Below are 21869 nucleotides of genomic sequence, written 5' to 3'. Positions count from 1 at the left end.
CTCAGCCCGGGAGCCAGCGCACCAGCCGGCCGAGTTCGGAGGCGTCACCCTCCGTGACGCCGATGACGGCGGAGAGGTCCACGCGCCCCCGGCCCGGGATCTCCAGCGTCGGCGGCTCGAAGCTCGCGATGGTGGTGCCGTCCGGCGCCTCGACATGCCCGGCGGGATGGGACTGCGTCGCCTCCGCAGGCTCGTTGCCGCGGGGGTGGGCGTCTGAGGGCTCGTCATTGCCGGCGTAGCCGATGCCCTTCATGGGGGCGAGGGAGTAGCGCGGCTCGTCCGCCTCCCCGGGCCGCTCGATCTCGTAGCGATAGACGGCGAAGCGTTCCGGCACCGTGCATCCCCTTCTGCTGCCGCGCCGGAACGCGGCCGGAAGGGGACGGTTGCGCTCAGGCCCGGATGAGCCCCGCCATGGGCGGTGCCTCGCGGCTGTCCGGGAAGGCCTGCGCCACCGCGGCCTCCGGCAGGCGCAGATGGTCCCGCAGCAGCCCCTTGGCGATGGTGCGCAGGTCGCGCGTCGGCTGCAGGTCCCGGTTCTCGAACAGCTGGCCCGGCGCCAGCCCTGGCCAATCCGCGATCACACGGCCGCCCGCCACGGCGCCGCCCAGCAGGAAGGCCACGCCGCCCGTGCCGTGGTCCGTGCCGGAATTGCCGTTGACCCGCGCCGTGCGGCCGAACTCGGTCACGACGAGCACGGCCGTCCGCGCCCAGTGATCGCCAAGCGAGGCCTTGAGTTGGCCGAGCCCTTCATCCAGCGCGCGCAGCGGCCCCATGATGCGGCCGGCCTGGCCCGCATGGGTGTCCCAGCCGCCAAGCTCCAGCGCCGCGACGCGCGGGCCGCCGCGTTCCGCCAGCAGCCGCCCCGCCGCTGCCGCCAGGCGCGGGAAGCTCCCTCGGTCCGGCTCGTTGGATGGCGCGCCCAGCGTCTGCATGGCGAAACCGCGGGCGCGCATCCCCTCCGCGAAGGGCGCAGCCAGCCGGGGATCGGCGCCTTGCAGTTCCGCAAGCCGCAGCATCAGGTCCTCGGAGGGGCGGTCCAGGCCCGGGGGCGCATAGGCGCCGACCGGCACGGGGCCGCGCAGCAGCAGCGGCACGCCACCGCCGATGGCGATGCCCGCCCGCGCCTGTCCCGCCGCCGGAACGGCCTGCAACGCCCGGTTCAGCCAGCCGCTGGTCAGGCGCTGGCCGCCGCCAGCCTCCAGCATGTCCTGCGCCTCGAAATGGCTGCGGCTGCGATAGGGGCCGGCGACGGCGTGCAGCACCAGCGCCTCATTGGCGCGGTACAGCCCATGCAGGGTGGCGAAGCCGGGATGCAGGCCGAACCGCCCGCCGAGGTCGAGCAGCCCGCCCTCCCGCCCCGGTTCGGGCAGCATCAGGGCGCCGCGCAACTCCTCCGCGCCCGGATCGCCATAGGGCTGCACGGCATAGAGCCCGTCCAGCGCGCCGCGCAGGATCACGACGACCAGCCGCCGGTCGCCCGCCGCCTGCGCGAAGGCGACGCGCGCGTGCCCCAGCGCGAAGGTGGCGCCAAGGCCGAGCAGCAGCCCGCGGCGGCTGGGGCGGAAGGAGGCGTGGGGCGCGGCGCCGCTCATCGCTGCATGAACTCCGGGCTGCCGAACAACAGGGTCAAGGCATCGCGCACCGACCCGGCACGCGCCATGGCGGTCGCGGTCTCGCCCTTCCCGAGCGGACCGAGCGCCGTCTCCGCCACCGCCCTCGCATCCGCCCGCGGCGCCCGCCCAGCCAGGTTGTAGGCCCAGTCCACCCGGCGCATCAGGCCCTCCGGCGATGCCCACTCCGCCATCGTGTCAGGCCACCCATTGGGCTGTGGGGCCGTCCAGAGCGGCTGTGCCAGCGCCGCCATGCCGCTGACGATGACGTCGGCGCGGTCTTCCGGCAGCGCGATCGCGCGCGCGGCGGCGATGACGTAGTCCGCGGGGGCGCGGAACTTGGCCAGGGGCGGGTCCCAGGCCTGGGGCAGTCGCACCAGGGCGCGGGCGGTGGCGCCAAGGTCGCCCTTCGTCTCCCGCAGCACCGCCTCCAGCGCCCGCACCGCCGCCGGCGGCGGGTCATCCGCCACGAAATGCCGCGCCAGCTTCACGGCCAGGTGCCGCCAGGTGGCGGGGTGTTCCGCCAGGAAGCGCAGCGCCGCCTCGCCCTCCGCCTCCCCGTCACCGAAGCGGCGGCCAAGGATGACCTTGGCACCGGGTTCATGCGCGGCGGTACGGTAGACGAAGCCGACGGGCGGGTTGGTGAACTCCACCGACCAGCCCGTGAGCAGGCGGGCGAAGGCCTGCACGTCCTCCTGTGTGTAGCCACCGGCGGGCGACAGGGTGTGGAGTTCGAGCACCTCCCGCGCCAGATTCTCATTCAGGCCGCGCCGGCGCCGCTGGCCGGTCGGGCTGTTCGGGCCGATCGATCCCGCATTGTCGAGGTAGACGAGCATGGCCGGGTGGCGTGCGACCGCCACGACCATGTCGGCGAAGCGGCCCGTGACATGCGGGCGGATCGCGTCGCGTTCGAAGGCGCCGATGATGGGCTGGATCACCCCGACGCGGCGGCTGACCGTGAAGTGGTTCATCCAGAAATCGACCAGCCGTTCCCGGAAGCCCTGCGCGGTCGTCAGGCGCCGATGGGCATGGGCGATGCCTTCGTTGCGCACCGCGTCGTTCAGGGCCGAGCGGCCATTGGCGGCGCGCGGCGTCTCCTGCCCCGCCCGGCGCGCGGCCTGGTCCTCCATGCGGAGGCGGATGCCCTCCGCCAGGCTCAGCCCCTCCGGCGGCGCAGCTGGACGGTCCAGCTGCTCGATCAGCCACGCCTCCGGATTGGCGGGCGGCGCCTCCCCCAGGCGGAGGCCATAGCCGAAGCGGATGGCGGCGATGTGTCCTCGGACGCTCATGACGCCACCATTACCACGCGGGCCCCCATCCGGCAGCGGCGAAACCGTGACGGATCGTGACACCACCGCCGCGGCAGGGCAGCCCCGCGCCGGCGTCCCAGCGGGAGTGCTTGCAAATCCGGCCAGGAGAGGGCATCTCCCCCTCCGCACAAGGCTAGATTCGGAACCATTGCGCGGGCGGCACGGGGATTTCCCCGCTGTCGGGCCCGCTTTCGCGTATGGAGGCCCATCGTGGCGCGCACACCGCTCGACAAGATCCGCAACATCGGCATCACCGCGCATATCGATGCCGGCAAGACCACCACGACCGAGCGGATCCTCTACTACACCGGCAAGTCCCACCGGATCGGTGAGGTGCACGACGGCAACACCACGACCGACTACATGGAGCAGGAGCGCGAGCGGGGGATCACCATCACCTCCGCCGCCGTGACCGCCGTGTGGAAGGACCACCGGATCAACGTCATCGACACCCCCGGCCACATCGACTTCAACATCGAGGTGAACCGGTCGCTGCGCGTGCTGGACGGCGCCGTCTTCATCATCGAGGGCGTGGCCGGCGTGCAGCCGCAGTCCGAGACCAACTGGCGCCTGGCGGACCGCTACAACGTCCCGCGCATCATCTTCATCAACAAGCTCGACCGCACCGGCGCCGACTTCTACCGCGCCGCCGCCACCCTGACCGAGAAGCTCGGCATCAACTGGGTGACGCTACAGCTGCCGATCGGCATCGAGGACAGCTTCGTCGGCGTCGTCGACCTGGTCGAGATGAAGGCCATCATCTGGAAGGGCGACGAGCTCGGCGCGAAGTACGAGGACGCGCCGATCCCGGCCGACCTGGCCGACAAGGCCGCCGAATACCGCCAGAAGCTGCTGGACGCCGTCGTCGGCGTCGATGAGGCGGCGATGGAGGAATACTTCGACAAGGGCGACGTCTCCGTCGAGACGCTGAAGAAGTGCATCAAGAAGGGCACGATCAGCGGCGAGTTCCGCCCCGTGCTCTGCGGCACCGCCTTCAAGAACAAGGGCGTGCAGCCCCTGCTCGACGCCGTGCTCGACTATCTGCCGAGCCCGGTCGACATCCCCGGCATCAAGGTGGCGCCGGAGGAGGGCGAGGACGAGACCGCCGACCGCCGCGTGATCCCGGCCGACGAGAACGCGCCCTTCGCGGGCCTGGCCTTCAAGATCATCAACGACAAGTACGGCAACCTGACCTTCGTGCGCGTCTACCGCGGCGTCCTCAAGCAGGGCGACATGGTGATGAACACCACGAAGGGTCAGCGCGAGCGCATCGGCCGCATGTTCCAGATGCACGCCGACAAGCGCGAGGAAATCAAGGAAGTCTCCGCCGGCGACATCGCCGCCTTCGTGGGGCTGAAGGACACCGGCACGGGTGACACGCTGGCCGACGCCGCCGACCCGGTGGTGCTGGAGCGCATGGCCTTCCCGATCCCCGTCATCGACATCTCCGTCGAGCCGAAGACGAAGGACGCGGTGGAGAAGATGTCGCTCGGCCTGCAGAAGCTGGCCGGCGAGGATCCCTCGCTGCGCGTGAAGACCGACCAGGAAAGCGGCCAGACCATCCTGTCCGGGATGGGCGAGCTGCACCTGGAGATCATCGTCGACCGCCTCCGCCGCGAATACAACGTGGAGTGCAACATCGGCGCCCCGCAGGTGGCCTACCGCGAGACGATCACCAAGGCGCACACCGAGGTCTACACCCACAAGAAGCAGTCGGGTGGCTCGGGCCAGTACGCCGAGGTGAAGATCGTCTTCGAGCCGAAGGAGCGGAACGAGGGCATCGAGTTCGTCAACGCCGTCGTCGGCGGCTCGGTCCCGAAGGAATACATCCCGGCGGTCGAGAAGGGCATCAAGGTGCAGGCCGATACCGGCGTGCTCGCGGGCTTCCCGACGGTGGACTTCAAGTACAGCCTGGTGGACGGCAAGTACCACGACGTCGACTCGAGCGCCCTGGCGTTCGAAATCGCCGCCAAGGCCTGCTTCCGCGAGGGCATGAAGAAGGCCAGCCCGGTCATCCTCGAGCCGATCATGGACGTGGAAGTCACCACGCCGCAGGACCATGTCGGCGACGTCGTCGGCGACCTGAACCGCCGCCGTGGCGTGATCCAGTCGCAGGACATGGCCAGCACCTCCGTCATCGTGCGCGCCCATGTGCCGCTGAAGGAGATGTTCGGCTACATCTCGAACCTCCGCGGAATGACCAAGGGCCGCGCGAGCTTCTCGATGCAGTTCCACCACTATGATCCGGTGCCGCGCAACGTCGCCGACGAGATCATGAAGAAGTCCGCCTGATCCCATCGGGATCGGCTGACGCCAGCGGCGCCGGGGGAAACCCCGGCGCCGCTTTGCGTTTCATCCCGCCTCCGGCGGGGGGCCGGGGGCAACCCCGGCGCCGTCCGTGTTTCCGGCCCTATCGCTTCATGAAATGCGTGGCGACGGCGTCCAGCACCACCACGCCGCTATCCACCCGCGCCACGCGGTAGTGCAGCTTCGCGATGCCCATCTCCGGCTTGCTGCGGGAAGGCCGCACCTCCACCACCTCCAGCGTGAAGGCGACCTCCGTGTCCGGCGGCAGCGGCGCGGGCCAGGACAGCTCCATGCCGCCACCCGCCAGGTTGATCCGGCCGATCAGACCGCTGCGGACCAGGTGCCCGACGGCGGTGGAGAGCGTGTGCAGGCCCGACGCCACCAGGCCCCCGAAGATCGAGTCCTTCGCCGCCTCCTCATCCAGGTGGAAGTATTGCGGGTCGTAGCGCCGGGCGAAGTCCAGCACCTCCTGCCGCGGCAGGGTGAATCGGCCGAGGTCGAAGACCTGGCCGGGCGTGAGATCGTCGAGGGAATTGAGCGGTTCCATGCGGGGCAGGGTAGGCGGGGCGGCGCGGCCCCGCCAAGCCGTCACGCCGCCCGCGGCGCCATGCCCCGCCGCACTGCGCGGCCCACCATCACCACCCAGATCAGGATGGTCGCGACCCCCAGCACCCCCGCGATGGGCCGCGTGAAGAACTCGATTGCCGCGCCATCGGCCTTGATCATGGACTGCACGAAGGTCTGTTCCAGCATCTCGCCCAGCACCAGGCCGAGGATGAGCGGCGCCACCGGGATGCCGTGCTCCTCCAGGAACCAGCCCAGCAGGCCCATCACCAGCATCAGCGTCACGCCATAGAGGCTGTTGGTCATGGCGAAGCTGCCGACCAGGCAGAACAGCAGGATCACCGGCAGCAGCAGGTTCTTCGGCACGCGCAGGATCTGCCGTGCGGACTTGATGGCCGCCCAGCCCAGCGGGAGCATGATGAGGTTGGCCAGCACGAAGATGGTGAAGACCGCGTAGATGAGCTGGGGATTCTCCTGGAACACGGTCGGCCCCGGGTTCATCCCCTTCATGTAGAGCACGCCGATGACGATGGCCGTGATGCTGTCGCCCGGGATGCCGAAGACCAGCGCGGGAATCCAGGCGCCGCCGAGCGCGGAGTTGTTGGCCGAGGTGCTGTCCACGATGCCCTCGACATGGCCGGTGCCGAACTTCTCCGGCTCCTTCGAGAAGCGCTTGGACACGGCGTAGCTGATCCAGGCCGCGATATCGGCGCCCGCGCCCGGCAGCGCGCCGATCGCGGTGCCGAGCACGCTGCCGCGGAGGAAGTTGAACCAATAGCGCCGGAACACGGCGCCGACGCCGCGGAAGATGTTCCCCACCTCCTGCGCCACCATCCGCCCCGCCGCATCGACGGTCACGGCACCGCGCATCAGCTCGCTCACCGCGAACATGCCGATCAGCGTGGGCACGAAGTTGATGCCGGACATCAGGTCCACATCGCCGAAGGTGAAGCGCGGAAAGCCCGCCGCGGGATCGATGCCGACCGTCGCCAGCAGCAGCCCGATGAACAGCGAGAGAAAGCCCTTCACCGGGTCCGCATTGGTCATGAAGACCGCGCAGGTCAGGCCGAGGCAGGCGAGCCAGAAATACTCGTAGGAGGAGAAGTTGATGGCGACTTCCGCCAGGATCGGCGCGCAGGCGATCAGCACCGCGACGCCGACCAGCCCGCCCGCGACGGAGAAGACCAGGTTCACCCCGAGATTGAGGTTGAGCTGCCCCTTCTGCGTCATCGCGTAGGATTCGTCGGTATAGGCAGCGGAAGCCGGCGTGCCCGGCATGCGCAGCATGGCCGCCGGGATGTCGCCCGCGAAGATCGCCATCGCCGTCGCGGTGACGATGGCGCCCAGCGCCGGCACCGGCGACATGAAGAAGGTGACGGGCACCAGCAGCGCCGTCGCCATGGTGGCGGTCAGCCCGGGCATGGCGCCCACGAACATGCCGAACACCGCGGACCCCGCGATGACCGCCAGCACATAGGGATCGAAGACGAGGCCGAGCGCCTGGATGAGCGGGTCCATCAGAGGAAGGGGTCCATCAGGCCACGGGGCAGGGGCACGCGCATCATGCCGGCGAAGAACCAGTGCACCAGCAGCGTCATCCCCGCCGCCACCGGAAGCGCCACCACCGGCCTGGCCCGGAACCACAGGGACAGCGCCAGCAGCAGCAGGAAGGCGGTCGGGATGAAGCCCAGCGGGTCGCTGGCCAGGATGTAGAACAGCGCCGCCCCCGGGATGGCCAGGAAGGACAGCAGCCGCGCGGGCTGCCGCGCCCAGCCTTCCAGCACCAGCAGCCCGCCGCGCGCCCGCAGGCCGCGCAGCACCAGCAAGGCAGCGCAGACGGCGATGCCGACCGCCAGGATGCGCGGGAACAGGTTCGGCCCGTAATCCTGCCCCGGGAAGGCGGGGAAGAAGGTGGTCAGCCACCACACCCAGCCCGCGAAGCCCAGCAGGATGGCGCCGAGAAGGGCGTCGTTCAGTCGCATGGCTGCCGCCCCTCCCGGCCCCTCGGCCTCAGCCGCGCGCCAGCCCGGCGGCACGCATGGCGTCGCCCATCGCCTTGTCGGCTTCCGCCATGAAGCTGGTGAAATGCGCCTGGTCGCCCCACACCACGCCGAAGCCGCGGCTCGACATGAACTCCTTGTACTCGTTGCTGTCATAGGCCTTCTTCAGGCTGTCGATCAGCCGCCGCTGCACGTCCTGCGGCATGTTCCGCGGCCCCGCGATGCCGCGCCAGGCGCCGGTCGAGTAGTTGATGCCGAGCGTCTCGTTCAGCGTCGGCACCTGCGCGAACATCGGGTTCCGCTGGGGCGCCATGATGGCCAGCGACTTGGCGCGACCCGCATCGATCATCGCCCGCGCCTCCGGCACGGAGCAGGTGACGATGTCGACGCCGCCCGCCGCGAGCTCCTGCATCGCCGGCGCCGCGCCGTTGGAGGGCACCCAGCGGACATGGTCGGCGCGCAGCCCCATCGCCTGCAGCCAGCCCACCAGCGCCAGGTGCCAGATGCCGCCCTGGCCCGTGCCGCTGGCGCGGAAGCGCCCGGCGGGCGCGGCCTTGATGGCGTCGGCCAGCGCCTTGATGTCCGCATGGGGCGAATTCTGCGCCACCTGCACGCCCGGCGGATCCTCGTTCAGCAGCGCGAGCGGCGTGTAGCTCGTCGGCTTCAGCTCGGTCAGGCCCTGCCAGTGCATCATGGCGATCTCGACCGTGATCATCCCGATCGTGTAGCCATCGGCGGCCGCCGTAGCGATGGCGCTGTGGCCGACCACGCCCGATCCGCCGGTGCGGTTCACCACGTTGACGGGCTGGCCCAGGTCGCGTTCCAGCAGCGATCCTACGATGCGCGCCGTCGCATCCGTGCCGCCGCCGGCGCCCCAGGGAACGATCATCTGGATCGGCCGGTTCGGCCAGCGCGGCTGCGCCAGGGCGGGGGCGGCAAGCCCTGCGGCGCCGATGGCGGTGGCGCCCAGCAGGGCACGGCGGTTGACGCGGATCATCCTGGCTTCCTCCCTCGATGCGGCCGATCCCCGGCACGCTTGCAGGAAGGCTAGGCGCGATTCCGCCGGCGCATCAAGCGCGCGGGGCGTCGGCGGGCCTCACGATCAGCACGGTCCCGTCCACACCCTCCACGCGGACGCTGTCGCCGGTTCGCATCGCCGCCACATCGCGCGGCAGCCGCGCCGGCCAGTCGCTGTCGCCCAGCCGCACGCGCAGCGCGTTGGGATCGTCCTGGATCACCGTCGCATGGCGCCCGACCAGCCCGGCTTCCGGCGCATTCACCCGGCGTGCCGTCCCCTCCACGCGCCGCTTGAACCGCAGGGAGGCGAGCACGCCACCCGCCAGCAACACCAGGAAGGTGGCGACCTCCAGCGCGAAGCCGGGATCATGCACCAGCACGACAAGGCCGGTGCCGATCGCCGCGATGCCGGCCCAGAGGAACCACACCCCCGGCAGCAGCAGTTCCGCGCCGAGCCCGACCAGCCCCGCGAGGATCCAGATCAGCCCCGGTTCCACGGGCTCACCCCCGGCAGGCTCGGGCCCGGCGGCGGGGCCGCGGGCGGCGCGGCGGGCGGCGCGGCGGGCGGCGTCCCTGGCGCGGCGCGCAGCAACTCCATCGCCTGGGTGATGCCGCCGGCCAGCGAAGCGCTTTCCATCGGCACGACCACCAGCTTGGAAGCCGGGTTGCCCGCCAGGGATTCGAAGGCCTTCACGTATTGCTGGGCGATGAAGTAGCGCAGCGCGTCGGACCCCGCGCCGGCGGCCGCTTCCGCCACCATGCGCGTCGCGTTGGCCTCCGCCTGGGCCAGCGCCTCCCGCGCCTCCGCGTCGCGCAGCGCGGCGTCGCGCCGCCCTTCCGCCTGCAGCACCAGCGCCTGCTTGTCGCCCTCCGCCTTCGCCACGCTGGCGCGACGCTCGCGCTCCGCCGTCATCTGCAGGTTCATGGCGCGGATCAGGTTCTCTGGCGGCTCGATCTTGCGGATCTCCACCCGGCTGACCTTGGCGCCCCAGGCCTCCGTCGCGCCATCGAGGATGCTGAGGAGGGAGGTGTTGATCCGGTCCCGCGACGACAGCGTCTGGTCCAGGTCCATCTCGCCGATCACCGCGCGGATGTTGGTCATGGCCATCGCCACCAGCGCCTGCTTGAGGTCCTGCACCGCATAGGCCGCCTTGGCCGGATCCATGACGCGGTAATAGACGATGCCATCCACGGCGACCGAGGCATTGTCCTTGGTGATCACGGATTGCTCGGGAATGTCGAGCACCACTTCCTGCACGTTCAGCTTGCGCCCGATGCCATCGACATAGGGGATGATCAGGTTGAGGCCGGGCTGCAGCAGCCGCGTGAAGGCGCCGAAGCGCTCCACCGACCAGACCTCGCCCTGCGGCACGGTGCGCACGCCCTTGGCGACGGTGACGACGGCCAGGATGAGGATGATGACGAGGATGATGGTCGCGAGGGGGATGTCGGGCATGGGCAATCCTCTGGCGGGCACGAAGCAGGGTGTGGACCCAATTCACGCCCCGCGAATGCGGCGCGGCGATGACGTTCGCGTGTGGCACGCCCGCACGCCGCCCTGGCGGCGTCGCGGCCGCAACGCTTCCGTAAGGACGGTGGTGGCTATCATCGGCGGCGCGATGGAGGAGCCCGCAGGACGATGGAAGGGCAGGAAAGGCCGGCGGGCCCCGTCCGGCTGGATCTCTCGGAACTCGAGCGCGTGGCGGGGGGCGCCGGCGGCGGCAACCCGGCGCTGGAGGGGATGCTGGCCCGGGTGCAGGAACAGCGCCTGGCCACGATCGAGGCGCAGATCGGGACGGTCCTGGCCGGGCTGTCGGATCGGGGCGACTGGCTGGACGATGCCGACCGCGTGCTGCGGGAACTGCGCGACGACAGGCCCACCGAGGGGGAGGACGCCTACGGCACCTTCACCGACCATGACGGCCAGACCCAGGACGTGAAGGCCTGGCTGGAGGCCAGCGGCATCGCGGTGCCGGATGCGGGGGATGACGGCACCGGCACGCGCCAGGAATTCGACGCCACCATCGCCCAGCTCCGGCAGGGCATCGACGATGCCACCTCCGCCCAGGGGCTGGACCTGCTGCGCCTCCAGGGCCTGACGGCGCAGAAGAACGCGATGCCCCCGCTGCCTGGGCGCCGCTGACCGCGCCTCTTGCGCCGCATCAAGGCGGCGGGCCGCCGCCGCGTGCAGGATCCCCCCGCAACGACCGGGGTGAGACATGCCGCATTGGATCAAGCTGGCCGCGCCCGTGGCACTCGCCGCGCTGCTGGCCCTGCTTCCGGCGCCGGAGGGATTGGCACCGCATGCCTGGCTCTACTTCGCCATCTTCGCGGGCGTCGTGCTGGCGCTGGTGCTGGAACCCATCCCCGGCGCGCTGATCGGGCTGACGGGCGTGACGCTGATCGCGCTGCTCTCGCCCTGGGTGCTCTACGGCCCGGCGGAGCTGGCACGGCCGGGTTTTCGACCCGCCACGGCCTCGCTCACCTGGGCGCTGTCGGGCTTCAGCAACGCCACCGTCTGGCTGATCTTCGCAGCCTTCATGTTCGCGCTGGGCTACGAGAAGTCAGGGCTTGGCCGCCGCATCGCGCTGCTGCTGGTGCGCGCCATGGGGCGGCGGACGCTGACGCTGGGCTACGCCATCGCCTTCGCCGACCTGGCGCTGTCGCCCTTCACGCCGAGCAACACGGCACGCTCCGGCGGCACCATCTATCCGGTCGTGCGCAACCTGCCGCCGCTCTATGGCAGCCTGCCCAACGATCCCACCGCGCGGCGCATCGGCGGCTACGTCATGTGGACGGCCATCGCCGCCACCTGCGTCACCTCCTCCATGTTCCTCACCGCGCTGGCGCCCAATCTCCTGGCGCTGGAACTCGCCGCCCGCACCGCGCGCGTCACCATCACCTGGTTCGAGTGGTTCCTGGCCTTCGTCCCCGTCGGCGCGGTGCTTCTCCTTGCCGTGCCGGCGCTGGCCTGGAAGCTCTACCCGCCGGAGGTGACGGAAGGGACTGAAGTGGTCGCCTGGGCCAGCGATGAGCTCAAGCGCATGGGCGGGCTGACGCGGAAGGAGGTCACGCTCGGCCTCCTCGTCGTGGCCGCGCTCGCCCTCTGGGTCTTCGGCGAGCCGACCTTCAACAGCACCACGGTCGGGCTTGCGGTCTTCGCCGCCATCGTGCTGACCGGCATCGCGTCCTGGGACGACGTGTTGGGTAACAGGCAGGCCTGGAATACGCTCGCCTGGTTCGCGACGCTGGTGGCGCTGGCGGGCGGCCTGGCGCAGGTGGGCTTCGTCGCCTGGTTCGCGGGCAAGGTCGGCGGCGCCGTCGCCGGCGTCTCGCCCATGGTCGCGCTGGTGGCGCTCGTGGTGGTGTTCTACCTCGCCCACTACGCCTTCGCCTCCGTCACCGCGCATGTCACGGCGCTGCTGCCGGTGATGCTGACGGTGGGCGCCGCGGTGCCGGGGATGGACATGAAGGCGCTGACCCTCGCCCTCGTGCTCACCCTCGGCATCATGGGCATCCTGACGCCCTACGCGACGGGGCCGAGCCCGGTCTATTACGGCAGCGGCTACCTGCCTTCCGGCGACTACTGGCGGCTCGGCGCGGTCTTCGGCGCGCTGTTCCTGGCCGTCTTCCTGGTGGTGGGCATCCCCTGGATCATGCTGATCCGCTAGCCCGTCCGAATCCCTTGGCCGGATCGGCCCGGGGGGCCTAGCCTCGGCGGGCCGCGCCGGGCTGCCCGCATGACCGATCCCTCCACCCCGAAGCCTGCCCTCTGGCTCCGGGTGTTCCGCCTTCCGCCGGTCCGCCTGGTGCTGCTGGGTGGGCTGCTCTTCGCCATGCTGGTGATGAGCAACGACGTCATGCTGGCCTTCGCGGGCCAGCCGATCCGCGCGGCCCTTGCCGCCGCCGGCATGGGCGCGCTCGGCCTCGCTGCCTATGCCGCCTTCGTCCGGTTCATCGAGGGTCGCGCCGTGAGCGAACTCGCCCTGCCGCCGCTGCGCCGCGACCTGCCGGTCGGCCTTGCGATCGGCGCAGGGCTCTACGCCGCCTGCGTGCTGATTCTGATGCTGCCCGGCATCTACCGGGTCGAGGGCCTGAACCCCTGGGCCTTCCTGCTGCCGGCGATCGCCATGGCGATCAGCTCCGGCATCTTCGAGGAGCTGCTCTTCCGCGGCGCGCTGTTCCGCATCCTGGAGGAGATGGCCGGCAGCTGGATCGCCCTCATCCTCTCCTCCCTCGTCTTCGGCTTCATGCACCTGCTGAACCCCGCGGCGACGGTGCTCGGCGCGCTGTTCATCAGCATCGAGGCCGGGCTGCTGCTGGCCGCCGCCTATGTGCTGACGCGCCGCCTCTGGCTCGGCATCGGCTTCCACATGGCGTGGAACTACACGCAATCCGGCATCTTCTCGGGCATCGTCTCCGGCGGCGTCACCGCCCCAGGCCTCATCCGCCCCCGCATCGACGGGCCCGTGGCGCTGACGGGCGGCAGCTTCGGCCTGGAAGCGTCGCTGGTCGCCTTCCTGCTCTGCACCGCGACGGGCGTGGTGCTGCTGGCCCTGGCCATCCGCCAGGGCCGGATGCGGCCCCCGCCCTGGCGCCAAGGGGCCTGATCCGCGCGTCTCAGCCGGGGTCGTGGGCGCGGATGCTCTCCGCCCCCTTGCGGTCCATCCGCTTGCCGAGCGCGCTGTCCAGCTGGCGGGACGCCTTCTGCAGCGCGCCGAGCAGCGCCTGCTTCACCGTATCGGCCTCATGCGTCACCGCCATGGGCTTGGCGTTGGAGGGCCGGGCCTCGATCATGCAGCGCTTGTCGGTGCCGCCCTTCTCCGCGTTCACGTCGTTGATGTGCACCTCGACCCGAGTCAGGTGCTGCGCGAAGCGGCCGAGCTGACCCTCGACCTTCTCCTGCACGCGCTCCACCAGCGCGGCGCTGCCATTGGTGTCGTTGTCCGTGTTGACCTGGACCTGCATGGCTGTCTCCCGGTTGCTTGAGGGGGCAACGCCGGGAGGCGCCGAGGGTTGTCACCTCAGGGCCCGGGCGTATTCCTCCGGGAAGGTCGCCAGCGAACTCGCCAGCACCGTCGCCGCGCCATCCACCAGCCCGCAGCGCCCGCTGCCCGGCAGCAGCGCGGCCAGGTTGCGCAGCGCCTCCAGATCGCCCGGCCGGCCTGCGCCGGCTTCGAGCCTCTCCAGCAGCCGCGCGACCTGGAAGGTGCCGACCTTGCAGGGCGGGCATTGCCCACAGCTCGATGCCGCGAAGAAGGCCACATACTCCGCCGTCTTGCGCAGGATGGAGGTGCCGTCCGAGACCACGATCATCGCCCCGGTGCCGAGCCGCGAGCCCCGCGCCCGCAGGCTGTCGAAATCCATCGCGACATCCAGGTCGGCCGCCGTCAGCAGCGTGTTGGAGGGCCCGCCCGTGAACACCGCCTTGAAGCCGCGCCCGCCCAGCATCCCCCCGCCATGCTCGAAGACCAGCGCCCGCAGGCTGGTCCCCATCGGCAGCTCGTGCAGCCCCGGCCGCAGCACGTCGCCCGAGAGCGAGAACAGTTTCACCCCCGCGGCATCCCCGATCCCGAGGCCGCGATACCAGGCGGCTCCCTTGGCCAGGATGTGCCCGGCCTGGGCCAGCGTCTCCACATTGTTGACCAGCGTGGGCGCACCACCGACGCCGTGCTGGGCGGGGAAGGGGGGTTTCAACGCGGGGAAGGGGAAGCCGCCCTGCACGGAGGCGACGGCCGCCGTCTCCTCGCCGCCGATATAGAGCCCGCTGCTCTCCACCACGCGCAGCTCGACGGCCTCTCCCACCACCGCCGACACCGCCGCCAGCAGCGGATGCGCCTCCCACGCCGCCGCCGCTTCCCGCAGCGCCCTGACGCCGGCCGCCTCGCGCGGATTGACATAGAGCGCGACCCGCGAGGCCCGCACCGCCACGGCGGCGACCAGCGCGCCCTCGATCACCTGGTGCGGGGTCTCCGCCAGCAGGAAGCGGTCCTTGAAGGTGCCGGGCTCGTCCTCGTTGCCATTGGCGATGATCCACTTGCCCGGCCCGGGCTCCGCCGCGACGGCCGCCCATTTCCGGTGCGCCGGGAAGCCCGCGCCGCCCAGGCCGCGCAGCCCCGCCGCCTCGATCGCCGGGATGATGCCGGCGGGATCGCGCAGCGCCGCGCGCAGCCCATCCCCCGCCACGGCGAGGTGGTCGGCCAGCGCGGCAACCCGCAGCGCGGGATCGGTGAGGACCCTCATGCCGCCACCCGCTTCCGCAGCATCGCCGCCAGATCGACGTTTCCATAGGCCGGGAAGACCATCGGCGCCCGGCGGTCGAGCGGCAGCCCCGCCGCCACCAGCCCCCGTTCCCACTCCGCGAGATGCGTCAGCCCGACGCCCCGCGGCCGATCCTCCCGCACCGCCTCCGCCGCCGCCGCCCCGGCGCGCCGCCCGAAGGCCACCAGCTCCAGCAGCGCATTCCCCATCAGCCGGTTCAGCCCGTGAAGCCCGCCCGAGGCCTCGCCGGCACAGAACAGCCCCGGCACCGCCGTGCGGCCCTCCGCATCGATGGCGATGCCCCCATTCTGGTAGTGCAGCGTCGGGCGGATCAGGAAGGGCTCCCGCGCCGGGTCGAAGCCCGCGCGATGCGCCAGGTGCGACAGCGTGACCAGCCGCTTCGCCAGGATGCCGGGCTGCGCGGCCTCCAGCCCCGGCGTGTCGAGCAGCACGCCTGCGCAGCCCTCCCGCGCCACCGCGCGGCCTTCCGCGATCTCCCGCAGGATGGCCGCGGCCACGACGTCCCTCGGCGCCAGCTCATCGACGAAGCGGTCCCCGAGCCCGTTGAACAGCTTCCCGCCCGCCGCCCGCGCGGCCTCGCTGATCAGCGTGCCGGCCAGGTGGGGCGGCCAGGCGATGCCGGTCGGGTGGTACTGGAAGCTCTCCACCTCCCGCAGGCGCGCCCCCAGCCGATAGGCCAGCACCAGCCCATCCGCCGTCGCGCCGTAGTGGTTGCTGGTCGGGAAGCCCGAGAGGTGCAGCCGCCCCGCGCCGCCCGTCGCCAGCACCACCGCCCCGGCCCGGGCCAGCAGAATCTCCCGCCGCTCCAGGTCCAGCGCCACGGCGCCGGCGCAGCGCCCATGCGGGTCCGTCAGCAGCTCCACCGCCGGGTGCCGCTCCAGCACGGTGATGCCGGGGGTCAGCAGCACCGCCTCCCGGATCACGCGCATCAGCTCGAGCCCGGTGTAGTCGCGGAAGGAGAGCAGCCGCGCGGCGGTCGCGCCGCCCGGCTTCTTGCGCCGCAGGTGGCCGCCGATGCGGTCCTCGCCCTCCGCCAGGTCGAAGCCCATGCCCTGCTGGATCAGCCAGCGGATCGCCTCCGGCCCGTCCTGCACCATCGCCGCGACCAGCGCGCGATCGGCACGGAAATGCCCGGCGCGCAGCGTGTCCTCGTAGTGCCGCTGCAGCGAATCCTCGGCGCCCACCGCCGCCTGGATGCCGCCCTCCGCCATCACCGTGTTGCCGTCGCCCATGCGCAGCTTGGTGAGCATCAGCACCCGTGCGCCCGCCCGCGCCGCGGTCAGCGCCGCGACGCAGCCGGCGCCGCCGCCCCCCACCACCAGCACCTCCGCCTCCCGCATCGCGCGGCCGGCGATGTCCACATCCTCCACCAGCGCATTCGCCTGCAGCAGGTCGGCCAGCGCGGCGGGGCAGGGCTGCCCGGCGGAGACGCCGACCCGCAGCGGCACCATCGCGCCCGGCGCATGGTCCGGGTGGAAGCCCCGCAGCAGCGACTCCTTGTCGAAGGCCGGTGGCGGCGCCGCATCGCGCGGCGTGGCCAGCGCCTGCTCCCAGCCGATCATGGCTGCGCACCCGGCGCGTCCAGGTCGATCGCCTGGCTGCCATTCTCTATCTGCCGAATGCGTTCGATCAAATCGCCCGGCCGCAGGGTCAGGCTGTTCGCCATCCGCCGCAGGAATTGGCCGAGATGCGACGGCGCGATGTGTTCCGGGCAGGCGGCGACGCAGAGGTTGCACATGACGCAATGGTCGAACAGCGCCCCCGCCGCCAGCGCCCGGCCCTCCACCGCCAGGTTGACGGCCTTCTGCACCTCGATCCCCTTCGGGCAGGCCGCGTCGCAGCCGCCGCAATGCCGGCAATGCTTCGCCTCCGGGAACACCGCATCCACCTGGCCGAGCGCCGACCAGCTGTCGCCCATGGCGTCGAGGTCATAGGCATGCGGCCGCCGGGCGGGGAAATGGTCGATGAAGGCCACCTGCATGCCGGCCTCGGCCCGTGTCTCGCAGGCCAGCGCCGCGGCCGCGATCCGCTCCCCCTCCCGCCGCACCAATACCCGGCAGGCCCCGCAGACCCCCTGGCCCATGCAGCCGACATTCTCCGTCAGCGGCAGCCCCGCGGCGATCCAGGCCTGGATCAGGGAGGCCCCGTCCGGCGCCTCGATGGCGTGGCCGTCGATGATGATCGGGATCGTCATGCCGCCACTGTCCCAGAGCGACCGCCCCGGTTCCAATGACATATGTCATGCCCTCAGGAGCCGGGCGCCGGCTCCGCCGGCTTGGCTCGCCGGACATCCGGCGGGCCGCATTCCGGGACCCCATCAGCGTTGCAACGCAACGCAGATGGGCACCCGTCGCGGCCTCGGCCGGCTTTGCCGGCCGCTAGCTCCCCCTTGAACCTGTCGCGAGCGCTCGACCCCTTCTGGCCCGCCCGCCCGATCCGGGCGAGAATGGGCCATCCTGAAGGAGTTGCCCGATGGCCAACGAAGAACAGATCTGGCGCCTGGTCGATCAGCGCCGCGAGCCCTATGTCGAACTCTCCGACCGCATCTGGGGCATGCCGGAGCTCTGCTACGACGAGCACCGCAGCAGCGCCGAGCACCGCGCCATGCTGGAGGCCGAGGGCTTCAAGGTCACCACCAACGTCGCCGGTATCCCGACCGCCGTGATGGGCGAGTTCGGGGAGGGCGGGCCCGTCATCGCCATCCTCGGCGAATACGACGCGCTGCCGGGCCTGTCCCAGGAAGCCGGCGTCACCGAGCCCCGCCCCGTGCCGGGCGAGAGCCGCGGCCATGGCTGCGGCCACAACCTGCTGGGCTCCGCCAGCCTGATGGCCGCCGCCGCGGTGAAGGACTACCTCAAGGCCAACAACCTGCCCGGCCGGGTCCGCTACTACGGCTGCCCGGCCGAGGAAGGCGGCGCCGCCAAGGGCTTCATGGTGCGCGACGGCGCCTTCGACGATGTCGACATCGCCATCACCTGGCACCCGTCGAACTTCGCCGGCGTCGATGACGCGATCAGCCTGGCGAATACGCGCATCGACTTCTCCTTCACCGGCCGCGCGTCCCACGCCGCCGCGGCGCCGCATCTCGGCCGCTCCGCGCTCGATGCCGTGGAGCTCATGAATGTCGGCGTGAACTACATGCGGGAGCACATGCCCTCCGACGCCCGCATCCACTACGCCTATCTCGATGCCGGCGGCATCGCGCCGAACGTGGTGCAGGCGACGGCCAAGGTCCGCTACCTCATCCGCGCCCGCAACGTGGCGGAGCTGAAGCAGCTGGTCACGCGCGTCCGCAAGATCGCGGACGGCGCCGCGCTGATGACGGAATGCACGGTCAGCACCCGCGTCGTCTCCGCCGTCTCCGAGCTCGTCGGCAACACCGCCCTGGAAAAGGCGATGCACGCCAACCTCGCGCGCCTCGGCGCCCCCGTCTGGGACGATGAGGACCGCAAGATCGCCGCCGCCTTCCAGGCGACCTTGTCGGAGGAGGACATCGCCTCCGCCTGGCGCCGCGTCGGCGTGGAGCCCCGCCCGGGCGAGGTGCTGTGCGAGCAGGTGGTGCCCGAGAACGCCAAGGGCGTGCCGATGATCGGATCGACCGATGTCGGCGACGTCTCCTGGAAGGTGCCGACGGTGCAGGCCCGCGGCGCCACCTGCGCCATCGGCACGCCCTTCCATTCCTGGCAGCTGACCGGCCAGGGCAAGCTGCCGGCGGCCCACAAGGGCATGGTGCATGTGGCGAAGGTGATGGCCGGCACGGCGGTGGACGCGCTGCTGAACCCCACCATCATCGCGGAAGCCAAGGCCGACCACCGCAAGCGCACCGGCGGCAAGGACTACGAAAGCCCGCTGCCGCCCGACGCCACCCCCGCGCTGGACATGAGCCTGTAGAACGCCCTGCCCGGGGCGGGGCGGTCAGGCCGCAGCCTGGCTGTCCCGCACCGGCGCCGTGCAGAAGGGCTCTGCCGACGCCACCGCGACCGGCGCTTCGCCGGGCGCCGCCGGCGCGCCCGGCAGGCAGATCCGGAAGACCGCCCCCGGCCCCTCATTGGCCGCCGTGATCGTGCCGCCCATCTGCCGGATCAGGCCCTGGCAGATGGAAAGGCCGAGCCCGGTGCCGCGCTCCAGCCCCTTGGTGGTGACGAAGGGCTCGAAGAGCCGCGCCATCACCTGCGGCGGAATGCCGCCGCCGGTGTCGGAGACGGTGATCAGCACCCGGCCCTCCGCCACCGTCTCCGCCTTCAGCGTCACCAGCCGCGGCGCCTCCGGCAGCAGGGACTGCATGGCATCCCGCGAATTGGCCAGCAGGTTCACCAGCACCTGTTCCAGCGCCACGTTGTGGCCGAGCGCCCGCGGGGGCGGGTCCGCCAGCTCCACCCGCGTCACCACGCCGCCATCGCGCAGCGGCCCCGCCATCAGCGCCAGCACGCCCGCCAGCGCTTCCTCGATATGGATCGGCTCCGGCGGCGTCGTGTCATCGGTGCCGCGCGCCAGCCGCCGCAGATGCTCGATCACCTGGTTGGCCCGCCGCGTGTAGGTGGTGATGCGGTCCAGCCGCTGGCCGATCGCCGCCATGTTCCCGCGCTTCTGCGCACTATGCGCGTTGCTCACCGCCAGCTCGATCGCCTGCAGCGGCTGCTTCAGCTCATGCGCGAGCCCCGCCGCCAGTTCGCCGAGCGAGGCCAGCCGGGCGCTGCCGATGGCGCGCGCCTTGGCATCGCGTTCCGCCGTCACGTCGGCGATGTAGCCGACGACCGATAGCGCCTCCCCCTCCACCGCCACCAGCCGCACCGTCACGCGCACCAGGATGCTGCCGCCATCGCCGTGCCGCAGGCCGAGATCGGCGGCCCAGGCGCCGTCGCGCTTCAGCGCATCGATCCCGGCCACCAGGCTGTCCCAGGGTTCCAGCACGCCAGGCAGCCCGCCCTCCGCCGCCAGCGCCTCCGGCGTCCAGCCGGAGACCGGCTCCACGCTCCGGCTGACGAAAAGCTCCCGGTACCAGGGCCGGCCCTGGTCGATCATGTCGCGCGCATCCGCCGACAGCATGGCGCGGAAGACGATGACGGGCGCCAGCGCCAGCGTGTCGTCCAGTTCCTGCCGCGCCGCGGCCTCCCGCTCGGACGCGCTGTGTTCCGCCGTCAGGTCGCGGATGTAGCCCACCACCTCGCCGCCCCCGGCGGGGTTGAGCGACAGCCGCTCCATCTGCGTCAGCATGCGGCGCTGGCTGCCATCGGGCTGGCGCAGCTTCCAGGTCGTCTGCGCGAAGCCGTCGCGCAGCACCAGCGCGTTGCTTTCCGCCAGCGTCAGGGAGCTTTCGGTGACGTAGTCGTCCCAGGGGCCGAGCCCGTCCAGCTCGCCATTCACCCAGCCTGTGACGCCCTTGATGTCGCCGGTGCGGTAGAGGATGCGCGCCGTGCCATCGGGGAAGACCTTGCGCAGGAAGATCACGACCGGCAGCTTGTTCTGCAGCCGCTCCACCTCCGCCCGCCCCGCGCGCAGCATGGCGGCTTCCCGCCGCAGGCGGCGCTGGCGCACGATGCCGTAGCCGAAGGCCAGCATCAGCACCGCCGCCAGCGAATAGCCCGCCGCCGTGGCCAGGGCCAGGTTGCGCACCTTCACCACCGGCGCCAGCGCGCTGGCCGCGGATTGCCCCGCCACCGCGATGACATTCGCCTGGTCGGACGCGCGCAGCACCAGCAGCATCGCCTCGTTCTCGATCGCGGTGGCGGTGCGCTGGCGCATCACCCGCACGCCCTCCGCCGCCTGGCGCACCGCCTCCGGCAGCACGCGGCGGCCCAGCATCTCCGGCCGCAAGCCGCTATGCGCCAGCAGCACGCCGTCGTTGCGGATCAGCTTCACCACGGCATCGCCGCCGGTGCCGAGCAGCGCCAGCGCCCGGCCGAGATCCGCGGGCAGGTAGTGCAGCACCACCACGCCGCTGAAGCGGCCGAGCGGGTCGTCCAGGCGCAGCGTCACCGGCACCACCGTCTCTCCCGTCGCGCGGGAGGTGACGGGCTGGCCGAACCAGGGGGAGGGCACGTTGGTCCGGTGCACCGCCACATGGTGCCGATCGGCCAGGTTGACCGCCGGCATGTTCGGCCGGCTCTGCCACTGCGTCACGCCGTCCGGGCCCGTGATCATCAGGTGGAAGACCGGCAGGCCGCGCAGCGTCAGCAGCGCGCGCATCGACTGCTCGATCTCATCCCGCCGCACGGCGGCTTCGACGCCTTCCGCCAGCAGCCAGCGCTGGGCCAGGTCGCGCAGCGCCCGCGCATCTTCCGCGATCCGGCGGACCAGATTCTCCGCCGCCACCGCATCCGCATCGGCGCGCGCATAGACCCGGGCCGTCTCCGACTGCGTGGCCTCATCGGTCACCCGCGCCGCCAGCCACCAGGCGCCGACGATGCTGGCCGCCACGGCCAGGCCGACCGCGGCGCGACGAAGCCGCAAACGGCTGCCTTGCCCCCCGCGTCCCTCGCGAACCAGGCCGTGCGGCGACGTGAGGGTGGAGAAGGTGGTCATCGGGGGTGGCCCGGCAGCCGGGGCCGTGACGTCGGGGTGGGCGCGGGGAGGGGCAGCCGATGCATCATCGTGACTCGGTCCAGGCGCTCATTCGTCGCGCTGCCTCGGTAGCACCCGCTTCCGTGGCAAATCTAAACGAAGCCGACATTTCCCGACTGCATGCGCAGCAGCGCCGACAATCAAGGGTTGTCTCCCGTTTCCTCCGCGCACCCCGATCGCGCCACCCCCCGTCAGGCAGGACGCCACCACGGCCGCGA

At 71.5% G+C, this 21869-nt stretch carries 19 protein-coding genes; 5 read left to right on the top strand and 14 right to left on the bottom strand.

Translation table 11 applies throughout. From position 1 onward, the window contains the following. Nucleotide 1: 1 nt before the first annotated feature. From G3576_RS01150 to G3576_RS01140, 3 genes are read right to left on the bottom strand one after another with little or no spacing between them, the layout of a single operon-like run. Nucleotides 2–334, bottom strand: coding sequence for a hypothetical protein (locus G3576_RS01150; RefSeq protein WP_164692486.1), 333 nt, complete (start codon nt 332–334; stop codon nt 2–4). A gap of 55 nt (nt 335–389) precedes the next feature. Continuing rightward, nucleotides 390–1592 (bottom strand): DUF1501 domain-containing protein, encoded by a 1203-nt coding sequence (locus tag G3576_RS01145; RefSeq protein WP_164692485.1) that lies wholly within the window; start codon nt 1590–1592, stop codon nt 390–392. Then, entirely contained in the window at nt 1589–2899 is a 1311-nt protein-coding gene (locus G3576_RS01140) for a DUF1800 domain-containing protein (RefSeq protein WP_164692484.1), read from the bottom strand. Before G3576_RS01140 ends, G3576_RS01145 begins: the two co-directional genes overlap by 4 nt. A 231-nt stretch (nt 2900–3130) precedes the next feature. On the opposite strand from G3576_RS01140, the gene fusA reads away from it, so the two are divergent. Further along, nucleotides 3131–5212: an elongation factor G gene (fusA, locus tag G3576_RS01135; RefSeq protein WP_164692483.1), complete on the top strand. Its 2082-nt coding sequence runs from the start codon at nt 3131–3133 to the stop codon at nt 5210–5212. A 118-nt stretch (nt 5213–5330) separates the two neighbouring features. Here fusA and G3576_RS01130 read toward each other — a convergent pair whose 3' ends face one another. From G3576_RS01130 to G3576_RS01105, 6 genes are all read right to left on the bottom strand, one after another. Then, on the bottom strand, nt 5331–5774 hold the full coding sequence (locus G3576_RS01130) for a MaoC/PaaZ C-terminal domain-containing protein (RefSeq protein ID WP_164692482.1): 444 nt from the start codon (nt 5772–5774) through the stop codon (nt 5331–5333). A 41-nt stretch (nt 5775–5815) separates the two neighbouring features. Next, the gene (locus tag G3576_RS01125; RefSeq protein WP_164692481.1) at nt 5816–7309 is read right to left on the bottom strand and encodes a tripartite tricarboxylate transporter permease; all 1494 of its coding nucleotides are present in this window, start codon (nt 7307–7309) and stop codon (nt 5816–5818) included. After that, nucleotides 7309–7773, bottom strand: coding sequence for a tripartite tricarboxylate transporter TctB family protein (locus tag G3576_RS01120; RefSeq protein WP_164692480.1), 465 nt, complete (start codon nt 7771–7773; stop codon nt 7309–7311). Before G3576_RS01120 ends, G3576_RS01125 begins: the two co-directional genes overlap by 1 nt. A 28-nt stretch (nt 7774–7801) precedes the next feature. Continuing rightward, entirely contained in the window at nt 7802–8788 is a 987-nt protein-coding gene (locus tag G3576_RS01115) for a tripartite tricarboxylate transporter substrate binding protein (protein WP_164692479.1), read from the bottom strand. Nucleotides 8789–8861: 73 nt separating this feature from the next. Further along, nucleotides 8862–9305, bottom strand: a complete 444-nt coding sequence (locus G3576_RS32475) for an NfeD family protein (protein WP_164692478.1) — start codon at nt 9303–9305, stop codon at nt 8862–8864. Beyond that, entirely contained in the window at nt 9290–10264 is a 975-nt protein-coding gene (locus G3576_RS01105) for an SPFH domain-containing protein (RefSeq protein ID WP_164692477.1), read from the bottom strand. The genes G3576_RS32475 and G3576_RS01105 overlap by 16 nt, the downstream gene beginning before the upstream one ends. 183 nt (nt 10265–10447) lie before the next feature. Here G3576_RS01105 and G3576_RS01100 point away from each other — a divergent pair, with 183 nt between their 5' ends. The 3 genes from G3576_RS01100 to G3576_RS01090 all read left to right on the top strand — a co-directional run bounded on the left by G3576_RS01100 (nt 10448) and on the right by G3576_RS01090 (nt 13418). Next, on the top strand, nt 10448–10951 hold the full coding sequence (locus G3576_RS01100; protein WP_164692476.1) for a hypothetical protein: 504 nt from the start codon (nt 10448–10450) through the stop codon (nt 10949–10951). A gap of 76 nt (nt 10952–11027) precedes the next feature. Further along, a complete protein-coding gene (locus G3576_RS01095; RefSeq protein WP_164692475.1) occupies nt 11028–12479 on the top strand; it encodes an anion permease in 1452 nt (483 codons plus the stop codon). Between the two features lie 69 nt (nt 12480–12548). After that, a complete protein-coding gene (locus tag G3576_RS01090; protein ID WP_164692474.1) occupies nt 12549–13418 on the top strand; it encodes a CPBP family intramembrane glutamic endopeptidase in 870 nt (289 codons plus the stop codon). A gap of 10 nt (nt 13419–13428) precedes the next feature. Here the strand turns inward: G3576_RS01090 and G3576_RS01085 are convergent, their stop codons facing one another. The 4 genes from G3576_RS01085 to G3576_RS01070 are packed head-to-tail and all read right to left on the bottom strand — an operon-like array spanning nt 13429 to nt 17284. Further along, a complete protein-coding gene (locus G3576_RS01085; protein WP_164692473.1) occupies nt 13429–13776 on the bottom strand; it encodes an HPF/RaiA family ribosome-associated protein in 348 nt (115 codons plus the stop codon). A 51-nt stretch (nt 13777–13827) separates the two neighbouring features. Further along, a complete protein-coding gene (locus G3576_RS01080) occupies nt 13828–15051 on the bottom strand; it encodes an NADH-ubiquinone oxidoreductase-F iron-sulfur binding region domain-containing protein (RefSeq protein ID WP_164692472.1) in 1224 nt (407 codons plus the stop codon). Next, nucleotides 15048–16652, bottom strand: coding sequence for an FAD-binding protein (locus G3576_RS01075; RefSeq protein ID WP_164692471.1), 1605 nt, complete (start codon nt 16650–16652; stop codon nt 15048–15050). Before G3576_RS01075 ends, G3576_RS01080 begins: the two co-directional genes overlap by 4 nt. Further along, complete coding sequence (locus G3576_RS01070; RefSeq protein WP_164692470.1) at nt 16649–17284, bottom strand: 4Fe-4S dicluster domain-containing protein; 636 nt, start codon at nt 17282–17284, stop codon at nt 16649–16651. Before G3576_RS01070 ends, G3576_RS01075 begins: the two co-directional genes overlap by 4 nt. Before the next feature lie 278 nt (nt 17285–17562). Between G3576_RS01070 and G3576_RS01065 the strand changes: the two genes are divergently transcribed. Continuing rightward, a complete protein-coding gene (locus tag G3576_RS01065) occupies nt 17563–18981 on the top strand; it encodes a M20 family metallopeptidase (RefSeq protein WP_164692469.1) in 1419 nt (472 codons plus the stop codon). A 24-nt stretch (nt 18982–19005) separates the two neighbouring features. Here the strand turns inward: G3576_RS01065 and G3576_RS01060 are convergent, their stop codons facing one another. Next, a complete protein-coding gene (locus G3576_RS01060) occupies nt 19006–21540 on the bottom strand; it encodes an ATP-binding protein (RefSeq protein ID WP_164692468.1) in 2535 nt (844 codons plus the stop codon). Nucleotides 21541–21869 lie beyond the last annotated feature (329 nt).

Origin of the sequence: Falsiroseomonas algicola (assembly GCF_011040385.1) — a bacterium.
Lineage (GTDB): Bacteria > Pseudomonadota > Alphaproteobacteria > Acetobacterales > Acetobacteraceae > Falsiroseomonas > Falsiroseomonas algicola.
Note: the sequence above shows the minus strand (reverse complement) of the source record. Positions and strands in the feature narration are given on the sequence as shown.

Excerpts from the sequence above, each read along its gene's own strand:
- G3576_RS01145 (WP_164692485.1), bottom strand. The coding sequence starts at position 1,592 with ATGAGCGGCGCCGCGCCCCACGCCTCCTTCCGCCCCAGCCGCCGCGGG.
- G3576_RS01140 (WP_164692484.1), bottom strand. The coding sequence starts at position 2,899 with ATGAGCGTCCGAGGACACATCGCCGCCATCCGCTTCGGCTATGGCCTC.
- G3576_RS01130 (WP_164692482.1), bottom strand. The coding sequence starts at position 5,774 with ATGGAACCGCTCAATTCCCTCGACGATCTCACGCCCGGCCAGGTCTTC.
- G3576_RS01125 (WP_164692481.1), bottom strand. The coding sequence starts at position 7,309 with ATGGACCCGCTCATCCAGGCGCTCGGCCTCGTCTTCGATCCCTATGTG.
- G3576_RS01120 (WP_164692480.1), bottom strand. The coding sequence starts at position 7,773 with ATGCGACTGAACGACGCCCTTCTCGGCGCCATCCTGCTGGGCTTCGCG.
- G3576_RS01115 (WP_164692479.1), bottom strand. The coding sequence starts at position 8,788 with ATGATCCGCGTCAACCGCCGTGCCCTGCTGGGCGCCACCGCCATCGGC.
- G3576_RS01105 (WP_164692477.1), bottom strand. The coding sequence starts at position 10,264 with ATGCCCGACATCCCCCTCGCGACCATCATCCTCGTCATCATCCTCATC.
- G3576_RS01100 (WP_164692476.1), top strand. The coding sequence starts at position 10,448 with ATGGAAGGGCAGGAAAGGCCGGCGGGCCCCGTCCGGCTGGATCTCTCG.
- G3576_RS01095 (WP_164692475.1), top strand. The coding sequence starts at position 11,028 with ATGCCGCATTGGATCAAGCTGGCCGCGCCCGTGGCACTCGCCGCGCTG.
- G3576_RS01090 (WP_164692474.1), top strand. The coding sequence starts at position 12,549 with ATGACCGATCCCTCCACCCCGAAGCCTGCCCTCTGGCTCCGGGTGTTC.
- G3576_RS01085 (WP_164692473.1), bottom strand. The coding sequence starts at position 13,776 with ATGCAGGTCCAGGTCAACACGGACAACGACACCAATGGCAGCGCCGCG.
- G3576_RS01080 (WP_164692472.1), bottom strand. The coding sequence starts at position 15,051 with ATGAGGGTCCTCACCGATCCCGCGCTGCGGGTTGCCGCGCTGGCCGAC.
- G3576_RS01075 (WP_164692471.1), bottom strand. The coding sequence starts at position 16,652 with ATGATCGGCTGGGAGCAGGCGCTGGCCACGCCGCGCGATGCGGCGCCG.
- G3576_RS01070 (WP_164692470.1), bottom strand. The coding sequence starts at position 17,284 with ATGACGATCCCGATCATCATCGACGGCCACGCCATCGAGGCGCCGGAC.
- G3576_RS01065 (WP_164692469.1), top strand. The coding sequence starts at position 17,563 with ATGGCCAACGAAGAACAGATCTGGCGCCTGGTCGATCAGCGCCGCGAG.